Source organism: Actibacterium ureilyticum (assembly GCF_002285435.1).
GTDB classification, from domain to species: domain Bacteria; phylum Pseudomonadota; class Alphaproteobacteria; order Rhodobacterales; family Rhodobacteraceae; genus Actibacterium_C; species Actibacterium_C ureilyticum.
The window spans coordinates 1-24869 of record NZ_NSBT01000012.1; the positions used below are offsets into that span (position 1 = coordinate 1).

The 24869-nt window shown below is 64.4% G+C and carries 24 protein-coding genes and 1 pseudogene; 14 read left to right on the plus strand and 11 right to left on the minus strand.

Annotated elements, in window-relative coordinates; all coding sequences use genetic code 11:
- The first annotated feature begins 115 nt into the window (after positions 1-115).
- The 5 genes from CLM60_RS02355 to CLM60_RS20595 all read left to right on the plus strand — a co-directional run bounded on the left by CLM60_RS02355 (position 116) and on the right by CLM60_RS20595 (position 5442).
- Entirely contained in the window at positions 116-712 is a 597-nt protein-coding gene (locus CLM60_RS02355) for a hypothetical protein (RefSeq protein ID WP_425427193.1), read from the plus strand.
- 236 nt (positions 713-948) lie between these two features.
- Positions 949-1791: a hypothetical protein gene (locus tag CLM60_RS02360; protein ID WP_095587616.1), complete on the plus strand. Its 843-nt coding sequence runs from the start codon at positions 949-951 to the stop codon at positions 1789-1791.
- A gap of 339 nt (positions 1792-2130) precedes the next feature.
- Positions 2131-4134, plus strand: coding sequence for an AAA family ATPase (locus CLM60_RS02365; RefSeq protein WP_095587617.1), 2004 nt, complete (start codon positions 2131-2133; stop codon positions 4132-4134).
- Positions 4135-4183: 49 nt separating this feature from the next.
- Positions 4184-5125 (plus strand): helix-turn-helix transcriptional regulator, encoded by a 942-nt coding sequence (locus CLM60_RS02370; RefSeq protein ID WP_095587618.1) that lies wholly within the window; start codon positions 4184-4186, stop codon positions 5123-5125.
- Positions 5122-5442 (plus strand): hypothetical protein, encoded by a 321-nt coding sequence (locus CLM60_RS20595; protein ID WP_141246443.1) that lies wholly within the window; start codon positions 5122-5124, stop codon positions 5440-5442. The genes CLM60_RS02370 and CLM60_RS20595 overlap by 4 nt, the downstream gene beginning before the upstream one ends.
- Here CLM60_RS20595 and CLM60_RS21390 read toward each other — a convergent pair.
- The 8 genes from CLM60_RS21390 to CLM60_RS02405 all read right to left on the minus strand — a co-directional run bounded on the left by CLM60_RS21390 (position 5358) and on the right by CLM60_RS02405 (position 10889).
- On the minus strand, positions 5358-5654 hold the full coding sequence (locus tag CLM60_RS21390; protein ID WP_095587619.1) for a plasmid recombination protein: 297 nt from the start codon (positions 5652-5654) through the stop codon (positions 5358-5360). The two genes, CLM60_RS20595 and CLM60_RS21390, sit on opposite strands and share 85 nt — an antisense overlap.
- 191 nt (positions 5655-5845) lie before the next feature.
- A complete protein-coding gene (locus tag CLM60_RS20820) occupies positions 5846-6022 on the minus strand; it encodes a hypothetical protein (protein WP_176473765.1) in 177 nt (58 codons plus the stop codon).
- A 50-nt stretch (positions 6023-6072) separates the two neighbouring features.
- Complete coding sequence (locus tag CLM60_RS02380) at positions 6073-6300, minus strand: hypothetical protein (RefSeq protein WP_095587620.1); 228 nt, start codon at positions 6298-6300, stop codon at positions 6073-6075.
- Between the two features lie 33 nt (positions 6301-6333).
- Positions 6334-6681, minus strand: coding sequence for a hypothetical protein (locus tag CLM60_RS20825; protein ID WP_095587621.1), 348 nt, complete (start codon positions 6679-6681; stop codon positions 6334-6336).
- Between the two features lie 50 nt (positions 6682-6731).
- Positions 6732-7850 (minus strand): ABC transporter permease, encoded by a 1119-nt coding sequence (locus CLM60_RS02390; protein WP_038147375.1) that lies wholly within the window; start codon positions 7848-7850, stop codon positions 6732-6734.
- Positions 7847-9028, minus strand: coding sequence for an ABC transporter permease (locus CLM60_RS02395; RefSeq protein ID WP_038147376.1), 1182 nt, complete (start codon positions 9026-9028; stop codon positions 7847-7849). Before CLM60_RS02395 ends, CLM60_RS02390 begins: the two co-directional genes overlap by 4 nt.
- A 4-nt stretch (positions 9029-9032) precedes the next feature.
- On the minus strand, positions 9033-10031 hold the full coding sequence (locus CLM60_RS02400) for an HlyD family secretion protein (RefSeq protein WP_095587622.1): 999 nt from the start codon (positions 10029-10031) through the stop codon (positions 9033-9035).
- 9 nt (positions 10032-10040) lie between these two features.
- Positions 10041-10889: a 3-hydroxyacyl-CoA dehydrogenase gene (locus tag CLM60_RS02405; RefSeq protein WP_038147381.1), complete on the minus strand. Its 849-nt coding sequence runs from the start codon at positions 10887-10889 to the stop codon at positions 10041-10043.
- 117 nt (positions 10890-11006) lie between these two features.
- On the opposite strand from CLM60_RS02405, the gene CLM60_RS02410 reads away from it, so the two are divergent.
- Both CLM60_RS02410 and CLM60_RS02415 read left to right on the plus strand, forming a co-directional pair.
- Entirely contained in the window at positions 11007-12992 is a 1986-nt protein-coding gene (locus CLM60_RS02410) for an oleate hydratase (protein WP_095587623.1), read from the plus strand.
- Between the two features lie 4 nt (positions 12993-12996).
- Entirely contained in the window at positions 12997-13602 is a 606-nt protein-coding gene (locus tag CLM60_RS02415) for a TetR/AcrR family transcriptional regulator (RefSeq protein ID WP_095587624.1), read from the plus strand.
- Positions 13603-13638: 36 nt separating this feature from the next.
- Here CLM60_RS02415 and CLM60_RS02420 read toward each other — a convergent pair whose 3' ends face one another.
- Entirely contained in the window at positions 13639-14541 is a 903-nt protein-coding gene (locus CLM60_RS02420) for a LysR family transcriptional regulator (RefSeq protein ID WP_095587625.1), read from the minus strand.
- A gap of 132 nt (positions 14542-14673) precedes the next feature.
- Here CLM60_RS02420 and CLM60_RS02425 point away from each other — a divergent pair, with 132 nt between their 5' ends.
- From CLM60_RS02425 to CLM60_RS02450, 6 genes are read left to right on the plus strand one after another with little or no spacing between them, the layout of a single operon-like run.
- Positions 14674-16341, plus strand: a complete 1668-nt coding sequence (locus CLM60_RS02425) for an AMP-binding protein (protein WP_095587626.1) — start codon at positions 14674-14676, stop codon at positions 16339-16341.
- Between the two features lie 17 nt (positions 16342-16358).
- On the plus strand, positions 16359-17591 hold the full coding sequence (locus CLM60_RS02430) for an acyl-CoA dehydrogenase family protein (protein ID WP_038147392.1): 1233 nt from the start codon (positions 16359-16361) through the stop codon (positions 17589-17591).
- Positions 17588-18652: a phosphotransferase family protein gene (locus CLM60_RS02435; RefSeq protein WP_095587627.1), complete on the plus strand. Its 1065-nt coding sequence runs from the start codon at positions 17588-17590 to the stop codon at positions 18650-18652. The genes CLM60_RS02430 and CLM60_RS02435 overlap by 4 nt, the downstream gene beginning before the upstream one ends.
- Positions 18652-19296, plus strand: a complete 645-nt coding sequence (locus CLM60_RS02440; protein WP_038147396.1) for a histidine phosphatase family protein — start codon at positions 18652-18654, stop codon at positions 19294-19296. The genes CLM60_RS02435 and CLM60_RS02440 overlap by 1 nt, the downstream gene beginning before the upstream one ends.
- Positions 19280-20050 carry an SDR family oxidoreductase gene (locus tag CLM60_RS02445; RefSeq protein ID WP_038147399.1) on the plus strand — a complete coding sequence of 257 codons (771 nt, stop codon included), beginning with the start codon at positions 19280-19282 and terminating at the stop codon, positions 20048-20050. The genes CLM60_RS02440 and CLM60_RS02445 overlap by 17 nt, the downstream gene beginning before the upstream one ends.
- A 23-nt stretch (positions 20051-20073) precedes the next feature.
- Positions 20074-21003, plus strand: a complete 930-nt coding sequence (locus CLM60_RS02450; protein WP_176473766.1) for an SMP-30/gluconolactonase/LRE family protein — start codon at positions 20074-20076, stop codon at positions 21001-21003.
- 40 nt (positions 21004-21043) lie between these two features.
- Here CLM60_RS02450 and CLM60_RS02455 read toward each other — a convergent pair whose 3' ends face one another.
- Complete coding sequence (locus CLM60_RS02455; RefSeq protein ID WP_095587630.1) at positions 21044-23170, minus strand: molybdopterin-dependent oxidoreductase; 2127 nt, start codon at positions 23168-23170, stop codon at positions 21044-21046.
- Between the two features lie 49 nt (positions 23171-23219).
- On the opposite strand from CLM60_RS02455, the gene CLM60_RS02460 reads away from it, so the two are divergent.
- A complete protein-coding gene (locus CLM60_RS02460; protein ID WP_095587631.1) occupies positions 23220-24152 on the plus strand; it encodes an IS5 family transposase in 933 nt (310 codons plus the stop codon).
- 57 nt (positions 24153-24209) lie between these two features.
- Here the strand turns inward: CLM60_RS02460 and CLM60_RS21050 are convergent.
- Positions 24210-24869 (minus strand): annotated as a pseudogene (locus CLM60_RS21050) (hypothetical protein); the annotation flags it as partial.

The window sequence follows — 24869 nt, forward strand, 5'->3', positions numbered from 1 at the left end:
CCTTGCTATCGGTAATGTTGTTTCGTATCGCTGCACCATTATAGATGGAGTCGGCATCATGAAGCACGTGATCCACGGCGTGGCCACAGCCACGGCAATAAGCATATCCGGACTAATGGCCTCGTCAGGGCCGGCTCAGGCCTATCAAGTGGACTGTGCGATCCTCCTCTGCCTTGCGGGCGGCTGGCCTGCCTCCGCGCCCTGCGCCCATGCCAGAGCGGTCTTCATTCGGCGGATCACGCCATGGCCGATCGAGCCGCCCCTACAAATCTGGCGGTGTCCGATGGGTGTGTCGTTCAACGAACCAAGTCCGTTGTCGGCTATGGAACGCCTTTATGACATCACGTTTCGCGATCCGCCCGAACCGCAGGTATCGACTCCGATACCCCTTGTTCGCGTCCAGGCGGATGAACAAGCCGACATCGACATCTCAGGCGACGCCTTTGATTTCGTGCGCAGCATTCGCGTCTATCACATTCAGTACCGCCAGCACGAAAACCGAGATGGTGACTGCAATCGCAGCGACTCCACGCGATTGGGGTCCTACGGCGTGCAAGGCGATTACCGATGGACAAGATCCAACGTGGGCCAGGTGCCGGCTGCATCTGGCCTGAGCATCCCGAATGGATGTGGCAGCTACTTCTACCGCTCCGTCTTCGTCGACTGGCGTGATCACGCCGGGAACTATGGTTCTGAAGAAGTTCGCTACTGACAAAATCTGCTCGCGGTCTTGCCGCGCGCGTCATCACAACCCCGCACGAAAGGCTGTGCAAAACCCCCGAAAAGGAGACGACGCCAGACCGTGAAGCCTGACGCCGTGCAAGAAAACTCCGTGAACAAGAGTTTCCTAGCGCACGGCTAAGACACCCGCAACCAGCAAAGTTGTTTTGCTGGCAAGAATGTTGTTGTCTCACGACATGGCGTCGGATCTCCAAGGAGACCTCGACCATGGAACCTACGACCGGCCTGATCCTGCGACGGATCACGCAGACAAATCTCTCTGTTGCAGCGCACAAGCTTGCCACCCTTATCCTCGATGCCATCGCCTGGAAGGATGGCTACAACGGTTTGGCGCGCGGAACGGCAGCCTTCACCCTCTCGGCCCTTGCGGAAAAGATGGGTGTCTCACGGCAGTATCTTTCGGTTCTTTTGAGCGAACTTGAGACGTCGGAGTTGCAGCTCGAGCGGGCAAAGCCGAATGGCAAGTTCGCGCCCTGGATCTTTCGGTTTTCCGCCTTCGACAAGGAGAGTGAAACCCATGATCTCGTGTCAGGTGAAGGCGACACATCACTATCTAGAGATAATAATAACAAAACTATCTTCTCAGGACTGATCGACATCACCGCGAGTTCGAACGTTTTTCAGACCAGTTGGGCAGAGCTCATCAAGGCAGCGAAGGCCACGCTGCCCTGCTGGAACGTTGACACCCAGGTCATCTGGGATCGCTTCCACGCCTTCAACCGGTCCCGAGGCAACGGGAAGGTGCCGGCCGGCTTCCTGCTTGGCTTCATGCGCCGATGGCGGAATTCGTCGGGAACTCCATCTCGTCCCGCGGTCAAGCCGCCCGCGAGACCAATAACGGACCCCAAAGAGCGCGAATTGCTGAGACAGATGCAAGCCGCACCTACTGCGAACCGCCAGTTCCACGCGTCCGACTTGTGTCGCTTGATCGGACACGCTGCCTACGAAGCGCGGGTACTCGATGTGATCCGCAGGTTTGGGTGCCAGAGGTTTTCAGCAACCTTGGCGGTGCACGGACGAGCGGTGCTGGCAGGCGAGATTCAGCGGTGACTTGAATGAGATTGGGGCTGCGACTTCAAAACAGACAGAGATCTGAAGAGATTAGACGGGTTCTCGGATAGCACTCCCGCATGCCGCTTCAAATCGGAAACGTCACGCAACCATGGCAATACACAACGCTGGTTGCAGCACCAGGACGCGACCGCCTAAACTCAAACAGAAACCGAACCAGCGCCTCCGCTACAAGACAGACCGAGAAGTCCGACAAATCCTGACGACGGACAGAGCCTGACGACCGAAATCGGTGGACCGTACTCTACATGATCGAAGCCATCTGTCCAAATTTGACGTATGGCCGTGACATCTCTGTTGAAACGACGGAGATGAATAATGACGCACGAACAACACCTCGCTCTCGATCTGATCGTCCGATTGGCCAACCGTTTCGGTCCCGCCAGCCGTATCGCAAAGGAACTGCCCGGCTGGCTGGAGTACCTGACCGAAGTCGAATGTCCCGAACGGCCCCGTAGCCGACCAAGCTCGCAATGGTGGAACAAGATCAGGACCATCGCGCACGACCTTGCGCCGAGCGCCGGGGGCGGCGAGGGCGAGATCGTTCAGCGCAATGCTACCCTTCTTGGCGAGCATTTCGGGCTATCCCCTGCCGAAACATCCATGCTGACCTTCGTCGCGTTCTACAAGTTGTTCGATGGCTTCGAGCATGTCGTCGATGGCGCGCTGGAAACCAGAGAAGTCACGGTGCCGCTACTGTTGTCGTGGTTCTGCGCGGTGCCCGAGCCTGAAATCCGCACAGCCATGCGGGCATCCGGTCGCCTCACTTGCTCGGGATTGGTGCAGCGCAACAGCGGCGGGCGTCACCGCCGGATGCCGTTCGATCTGTCTGATCGCCTGACCCTCGCGCTACTTGCCGAAGTGGATAGCATTTCCGACCTGATCGCCCTGATGTTCCCGCGTGCGGCTGCGCCGCAGGCTCAATGGCAAGACTTCGAAGGCCTAAGCCAAGATGCGGACCTGATGCGTGAACTGCTGTCCAAGGCGCTGGCAAAGCGCCAACCAGGCGTGCACATACTGCTCTATGGCCCTCCCGGCACAGGCAAGACCGAGTTCGCCAAGGTGCTCGCGCATGAGGTCGGCGCTGAACTGCGCGCGGTCGGCGAAACTGACGATGACGGAGGCGATCCGTCGCGCCGGGAGCGTTTGGCCGAGCTCACAATGGCATCTCGCATGCTAGGGCAAAGATCGGATACCGTACTGCTGTTCGACGAGATGGAAGACCTGATTGGTGGGCACAGCTTCCGCTTTAGCCATGAGATATTGTCGAAGGTTCATTTCAATCGAATTCTCGAAACCAATCCGATCCCGGTGATCTGGACTACGAATTCGGTTCACGCCTGTGATCCCGCTTTTCTACGGCGGATCAGCTACTCGGTGATGATGCGCCCGCCATCGGGCCGTGTGCGAGCGCGTATCTGGCAACACCTCGAAGAGCGACATGGTGTCGGCATACCGGACACCGCCCTGCCGGACATGGCGGAACGGCATGATCAGGCCCCGGCGCTTGTTTCGGACGCGATGGTGGTGGCAAGGCTTTGCGATGGTGGGCAGGCTGTTGTCTCGCAGGTGCTGGATGCTGCAGCCCGTCTGGCAAAGGGCGGAGTCGACAGCGCGCCGCGGCATTATTCAGAGGTGCCTTGGCAAGAAGGACTGGCCCGCGCCGACGTTGATCTAGCCCGGATCGAAGGGCGGCTAGCTCGGTCAGGCGCACCCCGCCGGGTCAGTTTCTGTCTTGAGGGACCGGCGGGGACCGGCAAAAGCGCATGGGCACGGCATCTGGCCCGGGTCATCGGCATGCCGGTGATCGAAAAGCGCGCCTCGGACCTCATGTCGAAATGGGTTGGCGAAAGCGAGCAGAACATCGCGCGGGCCTTTTCTGACGCACGCGCCGACGGTGCGATGCTCATCTTCGACGAGGCTGACAGTCTGCTGGCTGACCGTCGTGGCGCTGAACGCAGCTGGGAGGTGAGCCAGGTCAATGAGATGCTGACCTGGATGGAAAGCCACCCGTTGCCCTTCGTCTGCACTACTAACTTCGCCAAAAAGCTCGACCCTGCAACGCAGCGCCGGTTTACCTTCCGCATCCGGTTCGATTTTCTCTCAGTCGATCAACTGCCTCTGGCTTGGGCTGCGCATTTCTCATGTTCGCCCCCGAAGGAACTGGCTACGCTTGATCGGCTTACTCCGGGAGATTTCGCGAACGTGGCCCGCAGAATGCAGGCACTGGGTGTTGCGGACCCAGAGGAAATTCTGCGCGCTCTGACCATTGAGGATGCGGCAAAGATAGGAACAACGCGACCGATTGGCTTTGGCCGTTGACGCCGCGGTGCCCTGCCACAATGCTTGCCCTGTATCTACAGGAGGGACCATGCGCTACGCTCGCCAGGAAGATTTGCAACGTCTCGCTCTGATAATGCAGGGGTCAGCCGAGGGGATTTCGCTTTCTGATATAGAGCGAGAATTCAGCGTATCCCGTCGCACGGCAGAACGCATGCGTGATGCCGTACGCAACGCCTACCCTCAAATTGAGGAAATCTCCGGCGAAAGTGGTCGAAAATATTGGCGCTTTCCGCCGGGATCATTGGGCCGAATGGCTGAACCCACGCTGGATGAACTGACCGCCGGCCACCGCGCCGCCGCTATTGCGCGGCGTGAGGGCGATGAGCTAACAGCGGAAACATTGGAGCGCCTTTTGGTGAAGGTGCAGGCAATGTTCCGCGAGGATCGCCGCCGTTTAATTGCTGCTGACCTTGAAGCACAATTATTGGCTGACGGCGTTGCATTCCGGCCCGGACCACGAGAAAAAATTTCGCCCGAGACTCTATCTACAATTCGCGAAGCAATCCTTGCAGGGGTAATGATCTCTGCTGATCATCGCGCCCGTGCTTCGGCAAAGCTCTCACGCAATACCCGGCTCGGCCCAATTGCAATGTTATTTGGTCAGGGCCGCCAATACCTTTTGGCTTGGAGCGAATATCAAGACAATCTTCGCCTGTTTGCGCTTGCTGGGTTTGAACGGGTTTCTTTGGAATCTGAGGTCTATGAGCGCCCCAAAGGGTTCGACTTGCAGGAATGGCTATCAGACAGCTTCGGCGTCTGGCGGGAGGAACCGCTTGATGTCGTCTGGCGGTTTCTGCCTGACGTTGCAGATGAAGCCGCTGGATATCTGTTTCATCCGAAGCAGGAGACCGAGCGTCTGGAAGACGGATCACTGATCGTCCGTTTCCGCGCCGGAGGCCGTCAGGAAATGGAATGGTATTTGGTGAGGTGGGGCGATCAGGTGGAAATTTTAACGGAGAGACCGCAATGACCTTCGAACGTGATGTAAATAACTTCCTAGCCGGATGGCGCGGCATCGTCAATAAATGGGGAGAGTTCAACGCAAATTATTATGACCGATTTCAAGACCTGCCCGCATGGTACGTTGAGAATTCGAACTCTGCGCTGTTCTCGGCAGCGGCTTGGGCTGAGGGCCACCTTGCTCTGTGTGAAGTAGATGCTGAAAAGAAATTCTACACGGGGCGACCAGGCCGCCCAGCTACCTACACAGGGCGGATGGATATTGAATTGACTATTGATAACAAAACATACTGGATTGAGGCGAAAAGAAGGGCATTCTCGCCCTGATCATCGAGCGGGATGGTCATGACGGTCATGTGCGGGGTGGCCTCGTCGCGATGGATGACGGCTGACAGGACGTTCTCCTTACCGTGCCGGTCCTCGATCCATTCGAGCGCTCGCCGGAAATAGGCATCCTGTTCGTCGCGGGTCATGGCGTTCAGCGCGTCCGGGCTGCCGCCGATGAAGTATTCCAGCCCATGGACGGCATTGGCACGGATCTTGTCCTGCGCCCCGTCTGCGTCTGCGGCTGACTTGTGTTAGATGAGTCTATATCCGAACAGGAAGCGGCGCCCGATTCCACAGGTGTCGCCATTCCCGAAAGCGCCTTCAGGGCGATGACAGGCAGCGCCAGAACGTCCCGTGACGGGACGTTCTGGCGCTTTCTGCACCCATCAGGGTTGGCTACGATTTATGGTCCGTCGATGTCGCCCGACAGGTCGTCCATCAGCGGCTTGTCGTTGATACCGTCTGGGCGCAATCCAAGTGCGCGGGCGCGGGACTGGATCGGGGCAACACGTTCGGCCAGGCTCGCCCTGTCTTTTTGCGCTGCAAAGGCGAGTTTTTTCTCATCGCGGCTCTCAGTCATCGTGCCCCCTCCGGGCAAAGCAATCAGGGAATGTTGGCAGCCGGCGTGGCCTACCACCTGGACGCCTCAATTTTCTCGCCGCGCTCTGTGAGATTTTTTGCTGAACAATCTGTTACCAGATATTCAGAAAGCTTGGCCTCGCCACTCTGCACTTGCTTCGCAAGCTGCTGGCAAAGCTGACCCCGGGCGAGCTTCTCCGTTCGGCTTGGTGTGGGCACCAAGAAAATCGCCAGCATCAGTCCGGTCATCGCGAAGAGAAAGATCAATGGTCCCTGCATGGTGCCTCCGGTTGTGATCGAACCTGTCGAGTGTCAGCGGCTACGCGCTGCGAAATATCTGATCAGGTTCCAGATCGCATAGATCGGGGCAATCAGGATCGAGAAGACCGTGACCAGCACGTAGAATATAAGGACCCCAAAGCCACTGAGGAAGAAGGTCAGCCCGGTCACGCGGGTCAACGCCGGTCTTGCGTGCTGTCCAAAACAACCTGACAATACCTGCGGGAAATCGGACGGGTCGAACGCCGCCAAGGTGAAATCCGTGGTCGCACCTCCGAAGGCCAGCACTTCCCAGGCGCAGGAATTAGCGCCCTCGGAAACGCTGTTCCGCACACCGCAGGCCGAATATACCCGCAAGCTGATCGCCGCGATGCCGCGCATGGATCGTCTTGGCGACGGGATGCCGGGATAAGACGCGCTGGCAGTGCGGCTCAGCCCTGTGAGGGCCGGGCCGACCGCGCGGCCAGCGCCGCGCCCAGTCCGAACAGCGCCGCTAGAATCCACAAATGCCGGATCGCGGTCGCCAGCTCTGGCCCGGTGGCGCCCATGCTGGCCAGCTGGGTATAGGCGTCGATCATCGGCGTGGCGGGAATGGCCGCCGCGATCGCTTGCAGCGCCGGGGGGATCGCCTCGATCGGCCAGGAAAAGCCCGAAAGGAAGAAAAGCGGCAGGCCCATGGCCAGCAGCACGGGCTGGATCACCTCGGTCCGTTTCAGCAGCGCGGCGATCAGTTGCGCCATCAGCCCCGTGGCCAGCACAAAGGGCAGGCCAAGTGCCGCCACCAGCCGCAGATCGCCCAGCCATGGCAGGCCGTAGGCGCGCGGCAGCGCCACGAGGAACAGCGGCAGCAGCGCCGCGTAGATCACCAGCCAGGCCAGCCCGCGCCCGGCCAGTTGCCGCGCGACCGGTGCAGGCGAGGGGCGGCGGCGCACCGCCACCAGCGCCAGCCCCATCGCCATGGTCTGGTGCAGGATCAGCACGAAGGCAGCGGGCAGGACATAGGTCGCGTAACCACCCGAAGGGTTGAACAGCGGCACCTCGACCAGTTGCGCCGGGCTGGCCAGCGCCGTGGCGGTTTCGGCGTCAAGCTGCTGGCCCGCCATCAGACGCCCGGCGGCGATGGTCGCACCCATCTGCCGGACGGGAATGGCCATGCCGGACAGCACCTTTTGATAGACCAGAAAATAGCTGGCATCGCCATAGACAGCGATGGGACTGGGCCGGCCCGACAGCAGGTCCCGCTCGAACCCCTGCGGGATCAGCACGATGCCGTAGGCGTCGCGCGATTGCACCGCGCGGTCGGCGGCGGCCATGTCGGTCAGCCGGGCGGCCAGCGTCACGCTTTCGCTGGCGTCGATCCTGCGCAGCACCTCGCGCGCGCTTTCTCCGCCATCCAGATCGACGGCCACGACCGGCACGACGCGCAGCAATTCGGGGCGGTAGGGCGCGGGGTAGATCAGCCCATAGATCGCCAGCGCCAGCACCACGATCATCAGCACCTGACGATCACGGAAGATGCCGGCCATCTCGGCCCGAAAGGCACGGATCATGGCGCACCCCCGTCCAGTGCGCGGCGCTGCATCAGCGCCAGCCGCACCAGCACCAGCACGGCCAGCCCGGCGGTGATCGCCAGCAGCGCCAGCAGCGGCGGCAGCGACAGGTCGCGCGGCGTGGCGCGCAGGGTCTGGTCGATGCGCAATTGCAGATACCATGTGCCGGGCAGCAGATCGCTCCACCACCTGGCCAGCGCGGGCATCGCCTCGCGCGGGAAGCCGATGCCCATATAGCCAAAGGCCGGGGCCAGCATTATCGCAACCCCGCTGATGGCCAGCCCGAAATCGCGCATCAGCAGATAGGCCAGCCCGCCGATCAGCGCCGCCGCGACGACGAACAGCACCGCGCCAATCAGCAGCAGCGCGACCGACCCGCGCAGCGGCACCTCCAGCACGCCGAACAGCACCAGATCGGCCAGCCCGATCACCGCCAGAAAGATCAGCGTATAAGGGATCAGTTTGCCCAGCATCGCGGGCAGTACACCCCCCGCCTGCCGCGACAGGGCCAGCATCGGCGGCGCGCCGCCGGTGGCCGGGCGGGCGAAATCCAGCGCCAGCGCATAGGTGACGGCGGCGGCGGCCATGATCTGCACCACCGCGGGCACCACCGCCGACAGCAGAAAGTCGATATAGCTGAAGGCCGGGTTGAACAGCGCATGGATCTGCATCGGGATCGGCTGCACCAGCGCGGCAACGGCGGTCGCATCGGTGCCCTGCGCGCGCAGCATCCCCATCTGCGCGCCGGCGATGAAGCTGTTGATCGCGCCCCGCGCGCCCCGCGCGGCGATGGCCCCGGCGGTCATGTGCTGATTGTCATAGAACAGCACGATTTCCGGCCGACGGCGATCCAGCAAGTCACGCTCGAAGCCCTGCGCGATCAGCACCGCCCCGCGCGCCCGCCCGGCGCGGATATCGTCGCTGGCCGCGGGCAGGCTCAGCGCCGGGTGGGTGGTCAGTTCGGGCGTTGCCTCCAGCATCCGCGACAGCGAGCGGCTGGTCTCGGTCCGGTCCAGATCGACGACGGCAAAGGGCAGGTCGGTCGGGATACCGCGCAGAAACACCGCCGCCAGCACCGCCAGCAGCAGCAGGGGCAGGATCAGCGTCAGCCAGATCAGCGCCGGATGCCCGGCGATCAGCGACAGCTCGCGCCGTGCGACATGGGCGATGCCGCGCATGGCGTCACAGACCGTCCGGCAGCAGCGCCGACATGCCGGGGCGCAGGCCCTCGACCGGGGCGTCGGGGGTCGCGCGCAGCTCGAAGCTGCGCAGGTCGAAATCGCCGGTCGCCCGCGTCGCCCGCCAGCTTGCGAAATCGCCCTGTATGTTCAGCAGGGTGACGGTGGCGGCCACATCGCGATCCAGCGCCGGGACGCGCACGGTCAGGGTGCCGCCGACCTCGACACCATGCAGCAGGTCTTCACGAATGTTGAAGGTGAACCACGCATCCGCCGGCTGCACGAGCGTGAACAGCGGCGCGCCGGGGCCGATGTTTTCGCCCATCTCGATCATTCGGCCGGTGATCTGGCCATCCATCGGGGCATAGACCTGCAAGTCGTCCAGATTGGCCTGTTGCTGGGCCAGCGCGGCGCGCGCCTGTTCGGCCTGTGCCTTGGCCGCCGCGCGCTGTTCGGGCGTGGCACCTGCGCGCACCAGATCAAGCTGTGCCTGCGCGGCATCGACCTGTCGTTCGGCGGCTTCGAGGTTGCGGGTGCCCTGTTCGACCACCGCCTGCGACCGCACACCACGCGATTCCAGCGCGGTGTTGCGCTGCTGGGCATCGCGGGCCAGCGCCAGATCGGCCTGCGCGGCCGCCAGTTGCGCCTCGGCGGCGCGGACGTTTTCGGGGCGGATGACAGCGACGGCGGCGGCGTTGCTGTCGGCGGCGGCCAGCGCGGCCTCGGCCTGACCATAGGCGGTCAGAAGCTGGGGGTTTTCCAGCCGCACCAGCAATTGCCCCTGCGTTGCGCTATCGCCGGTATCCGCCCCGATTTCGGCCACGCGCCCCGAAATCCGGGCACTGACATCGACGCGCGGCGCGGCGACCTCGCCCTGAATGACCACCGGGCCGGGGCGTGTCAGCGCCCAGATCGCCACGGCCACCGCCGCGACGATGACCAGCAGCACGGCATAGGCCAGCCGCGCCTTGCGCGGAGCAGTGGTGGGGGGAATGTCCGTCATCGCAATACCCTAGCTATACGTGTAAAAGCCTTCGCCCGAGGCGACGCCAAGCTTGCCCTTGTCCAGAAAGTCGCGCTTCAGAAGCCGCGCAAACTCCTGCGCCTTGGGGCCGCCCGCGGACGAAATATGCCAGGCCGTGTTCAGCCCCACGATATCATATATCTGGAAGGGGCCAAGCGGCGCGCCCGTGGCGATGCGCCAGACCTTGTCCACGTCCTGCGGGGCGGCCACGCCATCGACCAGCAGCGCGGCGGCGGCTTGCAAAAACGGCACCAGTAGCGAATTCAGCACATAGCCGGGCTGCTCTTTCTCCAGCACGATCGGCACCATGCCGATGGCTTTGGCAAAGGCCTGAACCTCATCGCGCACGGCCGGATCTGTGCCGGGATGGCCCATGATCTCGGCAATGTTGTGGCGCCAGATATGGTTAGCGAAATGCAGCGCCAGAAAGCGGTCGGGTTGGGCGGTCGCACCAGCCAGTTCCGAGGGCAGCAGCGTCGAGGAATTGGTGGCAAGGATTGCGCCGTCTTCCATCAGCGGGGCAAGCCGCGCGTAAAGACCGCGCTTGATCTGCGGGTTTTCGGGCACCGCTTCGATGACCAGATCGGCATCGGCCACAGCCTGCGCCAGATCGGTGGTCAGCGACAGCCGCGCGCGGGCGCCGGCAATGTCATCGTCGCCCAGCTTCAGATCGGCCTGCATCTGCGCGGAGATCGCATCCAACGCCTCGCGCGCCTTGGCCAGCGCCTCGTCCGAGACGTCTTGCGCGATCACCTCAAACCCGTGGCGGGCGGTTTGCAGCGCGATCTGGATGCCCAGAACCCCCGCGCCAATGACTGTAACCCTGCTGATGGCCATGGGGACCTCCTGCTATAGATTTCTTTCGTTATTCAGATAACACTTGAAATCCGAAATGCAAGGGGCCATCTGTGCCAGCAGGCAAGACGTGCCACTACTCTTGAACAGGAGATCCCCATGGCCCCGAAAAACCGCCCCTTCCCGCCCAGCCTGCCAATGTCGCATGAACCCGATGCGACGGCTGCTTTCTGGCGCAATGACGCCACCAACACGCTGCCACCGCCCGACATGACCGGCACCTATCGGCGCCACCGCCCGCTGGCACCCGAAGGCATCGCCAAGCGCCGCGCCACCATCGTCGGCGGCGGTATCGCCGGGCTGGCGGCGGCGTTTTACCTGATCCGCGACGCCCAGATGCCGGGCGAGAACATCACCGTGATCGAGGGGCTGTCGGTTCCCGGCGGGTCGATGGACGGCGCCGGCAACGCGCAGGACGGCTATATCGTGCGCGGCGGGCGCGAGATGAACTGGAATTATGACAATCTGTGGGACCTGTTTCAGGACATCCCCGCCGTCGAGATGCCCGAGGGCCATTCGGTGCTGGACGAATACCGCGCGCTGAATGACGCCGATGCCAACGTCTCGAAGGCGCGGCTGATGCACAAGCAGGGCCAGATCCGCAATTTTTCGACCCTGGGCCTGACCAAGCCCCAGCAATGGGAACTGGTGCGCCTGCTGCTGGCCCGCAAGGAGGATCTGGACGACAAGACCATCACCGACTGGTTCTCGCCCGGTTTCCTGCAAAGCAATTTCTGGTTCTTCTGGCGGTCGATGTTCGCCTTCAAGAACTGTCACAGCCTGCTGGAAATGAAGCTGTACATGCACCGTTTCCTCGATGCGCTGGACGGGCTGAACGACATGTCGGCGCTGGTGTTCCCGCGCTATAACCAATACGAGACCTTCATCCTGCCGCTGGTGAACTGGCTGAAAGCGCGCGGCGTGAATTTCCGCTATGACACCCGCGTCACCGATCTGGAGATGACCGAGCGCGGCGGCCAGCGCACCGTCACGGCGATCCATGCCGAGGTTGACGGCACGGCGCAGGTGATCCCGGTCGGCGACGGCGATCTGGTCTTTGCCCTGCCGGGGTCGATGACCGAAGGCACGGCTTACGGCGACATGGACACGGTGCCGGTGCTGGCGCGCGGCAATGCCGAGCCGGGGCCGGACAGCGACTGGCTGCTGTGGAAGAACCTCGCCGCGAAATCGCCGGTTTTTGGCAAGCCGCAGAAATTCTATGGCGACGTGAACCGCTCGATCTGGGAATCGGTGACGCTGACCTGCAAGCCCTCGCCCCTGACCGAGAAGATCGCCGAATTGTCGGTCAACGACCCCTATTCGGGCCGCACCGCGACCGGCGGGGTCATCACATTCACCGATTCCGGCTGGGTGATGAGCGTGACCGCCAACCGCCAGCCGCATTTTCGCGACCAGCCCGATGATGTGCTGGTGCTGTGGGCCTACGGGCTGGACATGGACGGCGTGGGCGATGTGACCGGCAAGACCATGGCCGACTGCACCGGGCGCGAGATTCTGGCCGAGCTGTGCCACCATTTGGGGCTGTCCGAACACCTCGACCAGATCGCGGCGGCGACCAAGGTGCGGCTGGCGCTGATGCCCTATATCACCGCCGAATTCATGCCGCGCGCGGCGGGCGACCGGCCGCATGTCGTGCCCGAAGGCTGCACCAACCTTGCCCTGTTGGGGCAGTTCGTGGAGACCGCGAACGATGTGGTCTTCACCATGGAAAGCAGCGTGCGCACCGCCCGGATCGGGGTCTATAGCCTGCTGAACCTGCCCAAGCAGGTGCCGGATATCGCGCCCACGCAATACGACATCCGCAACCTGCTGAAGGCCGCGCGGGCGATCAATAACGGCGAGCCCTTCCCCGGCGAGCGGCTGCTGCACAGGGTCTTGGACAAGACCTATTTTGCCCATATCCTGCCGCCGCTGCCCGAGGATGAGCCCGGCACGATGCGCCGCATCGAGGAAGAGCTTGGCGGGCTGTTCGGCAAGGGCGAGCGCGCCGTGCAGTCGCTGATCGGCCAGATCGCCGGGCTGCGCGACAAGCTGTCCGGCGGGCACGACACGAAAGAAGGATGACCCGATGGCCGCACCGAAACTCCTGACCCGGCAACAGGCCCAGCAGGAAACGCGCGCGCGTCTGATCGACGCGGCGCTGAACCTGATTGCCGAGGTGGGCGTCGGTGCGGCCTCGATCCGGGGGATCTGCGAACGCGCCGGGTTCAGCCAGGGCGCGTTCTATTCGAACTTTGCCAGCAAGGACGACCTGTTGCTGGCGCTGGTTGCCACCCACATGACCCGCATCGCCCGCGATCTGGTCGATCTGGTGCAGGCGACCGAGGGCATGGGTCTGGACGACAGCCTGATCCGTCTGGGCGCGCGGCTGGGTGAATTGTCGCGCAACCCGGTGCTGTCGCGGCTGATTATCGAGATGAACCTGCACGCACAGCGCGATGCGGATTTTGCCGCGCAGTTTGCCGAGGTAACGGCCAGCTATCGGCGGGAATTCACCGCTATTACCGAGGCCCTGATCGCCCGTCATCACCTGACCCCGCGCCAGCCCGCCGCCGAGATCGCGGAAACGATGCTGGCGCTTTGGTTCGGCGAGATCGTCCAGAACCGCGAAGCCGGGACAGCCAGCGTTGCCGATCTGCAAATGGCCTATTTCCGGGCTGTGACCCATGGTTAGGGGGCAAATCTGCGGCCATGGATGTGGCGGGTCGGTTCAGGGCCGCAACAACCCGCGCAGCCATTGGCTTGCGGGGTCGGTATGCTGATCGGCGTGCCAGTAAAGATGCAGTTTGACCGGGCTTAGCGCGGCGGGCGGATCAGTCAGGACCAGCGCCCGGCCCGGTTGCAGGCGCGCGGCAATGCGACGTGGAATCGTGGCCAGCAGGTCGGACCCCTCGGCCACGGTCATCGCGGTGCCATAGCTTTGACAGCGCAGCCGCACCCGGCGGCTGATTCCAAGCGCCAGCAGCGACACATCCTCGATCACCGCGCCATCGTGACGCGTGGACACGGCGATATGATCCGCCGCAGCGTAGGCGGCAAAGGTGGGGGTGGCGGCAAAGCCATGCCCGGCGCGGCTGACAACGCAGAAATCATCGCTGAACAATGGCGCATGGCGCAGCGTCTCGGGCACCGGGTGCGGCACATCGACGGCCAGATCAATGCTGCGCGCAGCCAGCGATTTAGCCATCATCGCCCGTGCCACGCGCACCGAATGCACCGTCACCGCCGGTGCCTCAGCCGCCAGCCGCGACATCAGCACCGGCAGCAGGATCGTCTCGGTCGCCTCGGGCAGGGCGATGCGAAAGCTGCTCTGGCTGGCCTGCGGATCAAAGGCACCCCATCGGTTGATCAGCGCATCCAGCCGCGTCAGTTGATCCAGCAATTCCGGGGCCATGCGGGCGCAGGCCGCCGTCGGCTGCATCCGGTGGCCCTGCCGCTGGAACAGAGGCTCGCCGAAATGATCGCGCAGCCGCCGCATCGCGTGGCTGACAGCCGATGGCGTCAGCGACAACGCATCGGCCGCGCGCGTCAGGTGCCGTTCCTGCCAGACCATCGCAAAGACGCGCAGCAGGTTCAGGTCCAGCCTGTCGTACCGTGAATGAATTTTGTTCATTGGGATCGTTTAATATTTATCATTTGTATTCATTCCCATGCCGAGGCAGTTTTGTCGAGGTCCGGCAGGGTGGGGGCCGGCCCACACATGGACCGGGGAGGGTTCACAGATGATTGACAGGGAAACGCGTGCATGACCGCCGCACCGATCTGGGCGGCCAGCTATCCGCAGGGGGTGTCGCCCGACCTGACGCTGGGCGAGGATGAAACCTTTCTCAGCGCGGTCGAGGACAGCATGGAGCGTTTCGCCGGTCGCGTGGCCGTGCGCTGTCTGGGCACGGACATGACCTATGCCCGTCTTGACGTGGAGTCGCGCGCAATGGCGGCGGGGTTGCAGGCACTGGGGCTGGCACCGGGCGCGCGGGTGGCGCTGATGATGCCGTCACTGCCGCAATATCTGGTGGCGTTGATCGGGGTCTTGCGCGCCGGCTTTGTCGCCACCGGCGTAAACCCGCTTTATACCCCGCGCGAGTTGCACCATCAGTTGGTCGACAGCGGTGCCGAGGCGATCATCCTGCTGGAACAATTCGCGGCAGGTTTTGAATCGATCCGGGCCGGGACTCCGGTGCGCCATGTCATTCTGACTTCGGTCGGGGATGTGTTCGGGGGGCTGAAAGCCGCGGTTGCGAATTTCAAGTTGCGCCACATTGACAAGGCGGTTCCGCCCTATCGCCTGCCCGGTTCCTTGCGGCTGAGGGCGCTGCTGGCGCGGGGCAAATCCGCGCCATGGCAGCGCCCTGACCCTGCGCCCGGCGATACCGCGGTTCTGCAATATACCGGCGGCACGACCGGGATCGTCAAGGCGGCGATGCTATCGCAGCGCAATGTGCTGGCCGCGATGCGGATGTCGCAGGCCTGGCTGACCCCGGCGCTGGAGGCCGCGCCAAAAGTCGCCGCCCCGGTCGGCATCATGCCGCTGCCGCTGTATCACGTCTATACGCTCTATACGACGGCGATGCTGCTGGCAAAGGGCGGATGCTCGGTTCAAGTGCCGAACCCGCGCGATCTGGGATCGCTGATCGCGGCGATGAAGGCGCAGCCGTTTGACCTGATGACCGGGTTGAACACGCTGTATGCCGGGCTGATGGCGCATCCCGATATCGGCAGTGTCGACTGGTCGTCGGCGCGCACCTTTATCGCCGGCGGCACCTCGACCCACCGTCACACCGCCGAGGCGTGGCACAAGCTGACCGGCCATTGGATCGCCGAGGGTTGGGGCATGTCGGAAACCTGCGGCGCGGGAACCTGCAACCCGTTTCCGGTGCCGGGCTTCAATGCCTCGATCGGGCTGCCGTTGCCTTCAGCCATCATCGAGATCCGCGATGAGGACGGCACCGCGCTGCCAACCGATATCCCCGGCGAAATCTGGATCAAAAGCGAAAGCGTGATGAAGGGTTACTGGAACAAGCCCGAAGAAGACCCGTTTGACGACCGTGGATTCATGGCGACCGGCGACATTGCCACCATGGATGCACAAGGTTTCGTGCATATCGTGGATCGCAAGAAGGACATGATCCTCGTGTCGGGCTTCAACGTCTATCCCAACGAGATCGAAGAGGTGCTGTCCGACCTGCCCGGTGTGCTTGAGGCCGCCGCCGTCGGCATCCCCAGCGACAAGACGGGCGAGGCCGTGCGCGTGGCCGTGGTGCGCACCGATCCCGCCTTGACCGAACAGCAGGTGCGCGATCACTGCGCCCAGAACCTGACCAATTACAAACGCCCCGCCGAAGTGATCTTTGTCGATGAATTGCCAAAGACCCCGGTGGGCAAGATCCTGCGCCGCAAACTGCGCGACGCCTGACGCCAAGGAGACCCGAGATGGATTTCGAGCCAAGCCCCAAGGGGCAAGAGATGCTGGACAAGCTGCGCGATTTTATGGCGCAGCAGGTGATCCCGCGTGAACAGGACTATCTGGCCGAAATCCGCCGCCTCTGCCCCGGCGCGGACTGGACGCAATGGCAGGTCAGCCCGCTGATGGAGGGCTGGAAGGCGCAGGCGAAATCCGCGGGGCTGTGGAACCTGTTCCTGCCGGATGCCGAACACGGCGCCGGCCTCGGCTTGCAGGATTACGCCCGTCTGGCCGAGGAAATGGGCCGCATCCCCTTTGCCGCCGAGATCTTCAACTGCAACGCCCCCGACACCGGCAACATGGAGGTGCTGCATTACTTCGGCACTGACGCGCAAAAGGACCGCTGGCTGAAGCCGCTGCTCGAGGGCAGCATCCGTTCTGTCTTCTGCATGACGGAGCCCGAGGTCGCCTCGTCCGACGCCACCACGATGCAGGCCACGATCACCGAGGACGGGGGCGAGCTGATCCTGAACGGGCGCAAGTGGTGGTCGACCGGGATCGGCCACCCCCATGCGCGGATCGCCATCTTCATGGGCCTGTCGAACCCCGAGGCCCCGCGCCACGCGCAACACTCCATGGTGCTGGTGCCGCTGGATACGCCCAGCGTGACCATCGACCGGATGTTGCCGACCTTCGGCGAATACGACCCGCCGCTGGGTCATGGCGAGGTCACCTTCACCGATGTCCGCGTGCCCAGGGACAACCTGATCCTCGGTCTGGGGCGCGGTTTCGAGATCGCGCAGGGCCGTCTGGGGCCGGGGCGCATCCACCATTGTATGCGCGCCATCGGGGCGGCTGAGCGGGCGCTGGAACTGATGATCCGGCGTGGCAGTTCGCGGCAGGCCTTTGGCCGCAAGCTCATTGATCTGGGCGCCAACCGCGACCACATCGCCCGCGCCCGCATCGCCATCGACCAAGCGCGGCTGCTGACGCTTTATGCCGCGTGGAAGATCGACACTCAGGGCGTGCGCGCCGCCATGACCGAGATTTCCGCAATCAAGGTCGTCGCGCCCTCGATGCTGCAAGAGGTCGTGGACCGCGCCATGCAAATCCACGGCGGCATGGGCCTGACCCATGATGTGCCGCTGTCCGAGCTGTTCATCGTCGCCCGCGCGCTGCGCTATGCCGATGGCCCGGACGAGGTGCATTTGGCGCAGGTCGCAAGGCGCGAGATGAAAAAATACGCCGAGGCCCGGCCATGAGCGGCGATTTTCTGGACCGCGCCGCGAAGGTGCGCGCTGACGAGGCGCTGCCGCTGGATCGGCTGGTGCCGTGGATTGCCAACCATCTCGGTGTGACCGGCCAGCCCGAGGTGACGCAGTTCACCGGCGGGGCCTCGAACTGGACCTATCGGCTGGCCTACAAGGATGCCGACCTGATCCTGCGCCGCCCGCCCGCCGGGACGCGGGCGAAATCGGCGCATGACATGGGCCGCGAATACCGGCTGCAAAAGGCGCTGAAGCCGCATTTCCCACTGGTGCCGAACATGCGCGCCTATTGTCAGGATGAGGCGGTGATCGGCGCCGAATTCTACCTGATGGACCGGATCGTGGGCATCATCCCGCGCAAGAACCTGCCGCGCGGCATGGTCTTGCCGCCCGATCAGGTGCGGCATTTGTGCGAAAATGTGCTGGAGGTGCTGATCGCGCTGCACCGCGTCGATATCGGCGCACCGGGGCTGACCGATCTGGGCGCGGGCACCGGCTATGCGCGGCGCCAGATCGACGGCTGGTCGCGGCGCTATACCGATGCGCGCACATGGAACGTGCCGCGCGGGCGGGGGATCATGCGCTGGCTGGACAAGAACCTGCCGGCCGAGGGTCCCTTGTGCCTGACCCATAACGATTTCCGCTTTGACAACGTGGTGCTGTCCCCCGACGATCCGACCCGCGTCATCGGCGTGCTGGATTGGGAACTGGCCACCATTGGCGACCCGCTGATGGATCTGGGCAACCTGCTGGCCTATTGGGTCGAGGCCGGCGACGACCGCATCGGGCGGGCCACGCGGCGACAGCCGACCACGCTGCCGGGCATGATGACCCGCGCCGAGGTGATCGATTACTATTGCACGGCCACCGGGCGCGACCCGCGCGAGATGATCTATTATCAGGTCTACGGGTTGTTCCGGCTGTCGGCGATCGCGCAGCAGATTTATTATCGCTATCACAAGGGCCAGACCCGCAACCCGGCGTTCCGCAATTTCTGGGCCATCGTGCATTACCTTCACTGGCGTTGCCACCGGCTGATGCGGCAGGCACGCTGATGGGGCGGGTGCATCTGGTCCGGCACGGGCAGGCGTCCTTTGGGGCGGATGATTATGACGTTCTCAGCGATCTGGGGGCGCGTCAGGCGGCGCGGGCGGGCGCGGTGCTGCCCCGCGATGCCTATGCGATCAGCGGCACCCTGCGCCGACACCGCGACAGTGCGGCGGCGGCCGGGTTCGCCGGGGCCGAGGCCGACCCGGCGTGGAACGAGTTCGACTATCTCGACATCATCGCCGTTGCCCATCCGGGCCTGGGCAACATGCCCGCCCTGCGCGCCCATCTGGCGCATGAGCCCGCCCCCATGCAGGCGTTTCAGGCGCTGTATGAAGAGGCCGTCGCGCGCTGGATGGAGGCCGACGGAAACAGCTACCGCGAATCCCGCCGCGATTTCGTGACCCGCGTCGAGGGCGCGCTGGAGCGCGCGTCGGGCAAGGGCGATGCGGTGGTGTTCACCTCGGGCGGGGTGATCTCGGCGCTTGTCGCGGGGCTGCTGGACCTGACCCCTGCGGCGGCGCGCCGCATCGACCGCGTGCTGGTCAATGCGGGCATCACCACGATCACGACCGGGCGGCGCGGCCCGCAGCTTCTGGCGCTGAACGCCCAGACCCATTTGCAGGAGGACGGGTTTGTCACATTCCGTTAAGGACGAAATCACCCTCATCACCGGCGCCAGTTCCGGCCTCGGCGCCGGCATGGCGCGCGAGATCGCGGCGCGCGGCGGGCATCTGGCGCTGTGCGCGCGGCGCATCGAACAGCTTGAGGCTCTGAAGGCCGAGATCACCGCCGCCCGTCCCGCCTGCCGGGTCGAGATCGCCGCGCTCGATGTGACCGATGCCGACGCCGTAGCCGCCACCTTCGCCGATTTCCGCGCCCGCATGGGGCGGCTGGATCGCGTCGTCATCAACGCCGGGATCGGGCGCGGGGCGCCGGTCGGCAAGGGCGGCTGGGCCGAGAACCGCGCCACGCTGGAAACCAACCTGATCGCCGCCTTCGCGCAGGCCGAGGCCGCGATGGCCGCCTTCCGCGACCAGAACAAGGGCCACCTCGTCGTCATGTCCTCGATGAGCGCAATCCGCGGGATGCGCGGGGCGATGACCGCCTATGCGACCTCCAAGGCCGGCGTCGCGGCGATGGCCGAGGGGCTGCGCGCTGAGTGCCTGAACAAGCCCGGCATCGACGTCACCACGATCTTCGCGGGCTATATCCGCACCGAACTGAACGCCCATGTCCCGGCCTCGAAAACCCCGTGGATCATCGGTGCCGACAAGGGCGCGCGGCTCCTCGTCGATGCCATTGCGCGCCGCCCCGCCACCGCCTTCGTGCCGCGCTGGCCCTGGGCGCCGCTCGGCGCGCTGATGCGCGTGCTGCCGCTGCCGCTGGTCAGCAAGATCACATGATAGGGGCGAGAGGAGCGCATAAGATGAACGATATCATTGCCAGCCGCCGCCTGATCCCGACCCCCGGCCCCGCGCCCGAGGACATCATCGCCGGTCCCGACGGGATGTTGTATTGCGGGCTGCAAGATGGCCGTATCCTGCAACTGGACCCTGACACCGAGGCGGTGAAAACGGTGGCGACCGTGCCGGGCCGCCCGCTCGGGCTGGAGCCGCTGCCCGATGGGCGGTTGCTGGTCTGCAACAGCCCCAACGGGCTGATGCGGGTCGATCCGGCGACCGGCCGGGTCGAAAGCCTGCTGACCGGGATCGGCGGCAAACGGCTGATCTTTGCCTCGAACGTGGTGGCCGCGCGCGACGGGACGGTGTGGTTCACCGCGTCCTCGATGCGCTACACCCAGCCGCAATGGCGCCGTGACCTGATCGAGGCGATCCCGACCGGCCATCTGATCCGGCTGGACCCGGACGGGCGGGCCACGGTGCTGGCCGATGATCTGCATTTTGCCAACGGGCTGGTGCTGGCGGCCGATGAAAGCCACCTGATTTATGCCGAAACCGCGGCCCGGCGGTTGTCGCGATGGTGGCTGACAGGGCCAAAAGCCGGGCAGCGCGAACTGATGTGCGAATTGCCGGGCTATCCCGATAATCTGGGGCGCGGCGCGGATGGGATGGTCTGGGCGGCGATGCCGACACGATTTAACCCGCTGCTGGAAAAGATGCGCGGCTGGCCATGGGTTCTGCGCTGGATGGGCGCGCGGTTGCCGCATTTCATGCAGCCAAAGCCGGAGCCGATCGCATGGATCCTGTGCATCAGCCCGGATGGCCGCATTCTGCACGATCTGATGTGGACCGATGGCGGCTATGGCTTTGTCACCGGCGTCTGCGTCCATCGCGACCGGTTGTGGTGTGGCAGCCTGTCCGAACCTGCGATTCTCAGCTGCAAATTGCCACAATAGGCCCCGTCAAAGGTCGATGCGCAGTCTCGCGGCGTGACGATCAGGTTGATATGGGCTGTCGCGACGTGTCCAGCAGCGCCCGCAGGTCAGGCAGGCAGGCACCGCAATTGCCGCCCGCCCCCAGACAGGCGGTAATCTGCGCCGTGTTGCTCAGGCGCTGGTCGCGGATGGCGCGCTCGATGGTGGCGCGCCCGACATTCAGGCAGGCGCAGATGGTCGGCCCCGGATCGGGCCGGTCAGCGGGCGCGGCCCCGGTCAGGATCGCCGGTGCGGTGGTGCCGATCATTGCCGCCACGCTGTCGCGTGCCAGCCGCAGCGGACTGCGCGCCACGAACAGCGCCGCCGAGAGCCTGCCATCCCGCATCAGCGCCACGCGATGCGTGCCCGAGGCCGGATCATCCAGCAGGATCGGCTCGGCATCCGGCAGGTCAAACAGCCGCCGCGCCCTTCCCAGCCAGTCGCTGACAGTGCCGGTGCCGGCCAGTTCGGCGCGCATGCCGCCGGGGATAGGGGCGCTGGCCCAATAGGCGCAATCGGGGCGAAAGGGGCGGTCGGCCACGGCAAAGCCATACCAATCCGCCGCGAAGGGCCGGATTTCCAGCGCGGCCTGTTTCAACGCCGGCTGCCCCGAGACCGGATCGACGCAGGCCGGGATCAGCGAGCCGATCCGCCCGGCAGGGCTGTTGGCATCGGTCCAGTGGATCGGCGCAAAGGGATGGCCCGGCCGGGTCCGGTCGCTGATGACGACCCGCATCACTGCATGGCCGTGATTGTTGCGCAGGCTGGCCAGACCCGCGGCCGTCAGCCCCAGACGCCGCGCATCATCGGGATGCAGCTCGACAAACGGTTCGCCACATTGCGCCGACAGCCGCGGGACACGGCCGCTGCGCGTCATCGTGTGCCATTGGTCGCGCACCCGCCCGGTATTCAGCCGCATCCCGGCGACGGGCAGGCGCGGGGACACCGCGACCAGCCGCCCGCGCCCGTCCGGCGTGTGAAACACCCCATCGCCAAAGAACCTCCCTCCCTGACGTTCGGTGGTTTGCGGCCACAGCGCCGGGGCGTCACCCTCGAGCGCCGAGATGTCGAAATCAGACCCCAGCCGCCCGGCGATCGCCGACAGCGCCTTGTGTTCGGCAAAGACCGCATCTGCATCGGCCCAGTCGAACCCGGCAAAGCCCATCCGCTGCGCCACGCCGGCGATGATCTGCCAGTCGGGGCGCGCCTGCCCCAGCGGCGGCAGAAAGGCGCGTTGCGCGCTGATCCGCCGTTCCGAGTTGGTGACATGGCCGGACCGTTCGCCCCAGGGCGCGGCCGGCAACACCACATCGGCGCGGCGCGTGGTGCCGGTCTCGACCACATCGCTGGCGACGACGAAGTCGCAGGCCTCGATGGCGCGGGCGACGCGGTCGGCCTCGGGCATGGAAACGGTCGGGTTGGTGCAGATGACCCACAGCGCCCTGATGCGCCCGGCCTCGACCGCGTCGAACAGGTCGACGGCCTTCAGCCCGGGGCGGCTGGCGATGCGCGGGCTATTCCAGAAGCCCTGCACGGCGCTGCGATGCGCGACGTTGTCCAGCGCCAGGTGGCAGGCCAGCATGTTGGCCAGCCCGCCAACCTCGCGCCCGCCCATGGCATTGGGCTGGCCGGTGACGGAAAACGGGCCCATGCCGGGTCGGCCAATGCGCCCGGTGGCAAGGTGGCAATTCAGGATCGCGTTGACCTTGTCGGTGCCGGTGTCGGACTGGTTGATCCCCTGACTGTAAACGGTCACAACCCGTTCGCTGCCGCACCACATGTCGATGAATGCCGACAGATCGACCTCGCACAGGCCGGGGTCCGAGGCGCGCGCCGCCGCGACAGCGTCGTCATATCCCGCCACCCGGTCGCGCCACGCCGCCAGCCCGCGCGTGTCGATCGCGGCCAGAACGGCGTTCCACAGCGCCGCATCGCTGCCCGGACGGATCGGCAGATGCAGATCGGCGATGTCGCAACTGGCCGTGCGGCGCGGGTCAATCACCACCACGCGCAGATCGGGGCGGGCGGCCTTGGCATCGGCCAACCGGCGATACAGCACCGGGTGACACCAGGCCAGATTGCTGCCGACCAGCACCACCAGATTGGCCTGCTCAAGGTCCTCATAGAGCCCTGGGGGCTTGTTGCACATATCGGTGAGAGGGATTCATCTCGGGAATCCTGATGGTTAGATCGATGGCATGCCCAAGCCTGCCAACACCCGCTACCGCACGACGAACTGGTCCGACTATAACGCCGCCCTGAAACGGCGAGGATCGCTGGCCATCTGGTTCGATCCGGCAATGCCCTGGAAGGCAGGCCGAAGCGGCAAGCGTGGCCATCCCGAGACCTTCTCCGACAGCGCCATTCAGACCTGTCTCACGCTGAAAGTCCTGTTCGGCCTGCCGCTTCGGCAGACCGTCGGCCTCGTTGCGAGCTTGATCGAGATGGCCGGTCTCGACTGGCCTGTGCCCGACTATTCGACGCTATGCCGGCGTCAGGCACGGATCCAGGTGCAGATCCCGTATCGGCGCTTGGGCCAGCCACTGAACCTCCTAATCGACAGCACAGGCATCCGTTTTCGCGGCGACGGCGAATGGCTGTCGCGCAAGCATGGCGCGACGCGCAGACGCGAATGGCGCAAGGTCCATCTGGCGATGGACACGGCCACAGGCGACATCCGTGCGGTCGAATTCACCTCGAGCAGGCAGGGTGACAGCCCGATCCTTCCGGAGCTGCTGGCGCAGATCCCGGCGGGCGAAGAAATCGACACTGTCACCGCCGACGGCGCCTATGACACGCGCCGCTGCCATGCCGCGATCCTCGAGCATGGAGCCGACCCGATCATACCGATCCGCCGCAATGGACGCGCCTGGAAACCCGATTGTCCCGCCGCGATATCTCGAAACGAGATCCTGCAAGCGACACAATGTCTGGGTCGGTCCATCTGGAAGAAATGGGCCGGCTATCACGCCCGAAGTCGTGTCGAAGCCCAAATGAACCGCCTCAAGCTTTTCGGCGACCGGATCATGTCACGAGATCCCGACAGCCAGACCGCCGAAATCCAGATCCGTATCGCCATCATGAACCGCTGCTCGGCCCTGGGACGGGCCGAGATCGAAGCCATCGCCTGAAACAGGCGGGGAAAGGGGCTGATCATCCTGGCGTCCGATTAGTGCAACAAGGTCCTCCTAGATGACGATCCGCCACATCCTGAATCGTCCTTGTTGCGTCACTTCTCGGATCAGGCCTCGCTCTTCCATCCATGCGAGGTTCCTTTGAACAGCCGCGCGACTTGCGCCTGTTAGGGCCTCCGCCATCGGGGCCGACACCAAAGGCCACTCTGTCAACACAGACCGAAGAGCGGCCGGAGTTCTGCCCGAAAGCTGAGACATGGCTCCTTCCGCCCGAACACTCCATGTTTGGGTACCATCTAGATGACGCATCGCCGTTAGAATTGCGCTGTTCATCCCATCCAACCAGCGGGCCAAACGTTCGGGCGGCAAGCCCGAAACACGCAGCCCCCCTGCCCCGCCCATAGCCAGCGGCGCGAAGACGGCGCCGCTTCCGTCGCAGGCCGCGATCCTGGACGCGGTGACGGCGGCTTCGATCTGGTCGCCGTGTTGTCCGAGGCCCGCTAGACTCCAGAGATGAAAGCCCATGCAAGCTCGGGTGATTGGGTGGAACTCGGCTGCGGCTGTCATTACTTCCAGCCATCCGCCCGCACGATCTTCGAAGCGCTCAGCGCTGTCTTCAATGTTCTCGGGATCGCGGCGATCCAGGAAGGCGGCTAAGTCAGCCTTCGGTCCGGGACCGCCTGTCAGGCGCCGAACAGCCCATCCAACTCTTGC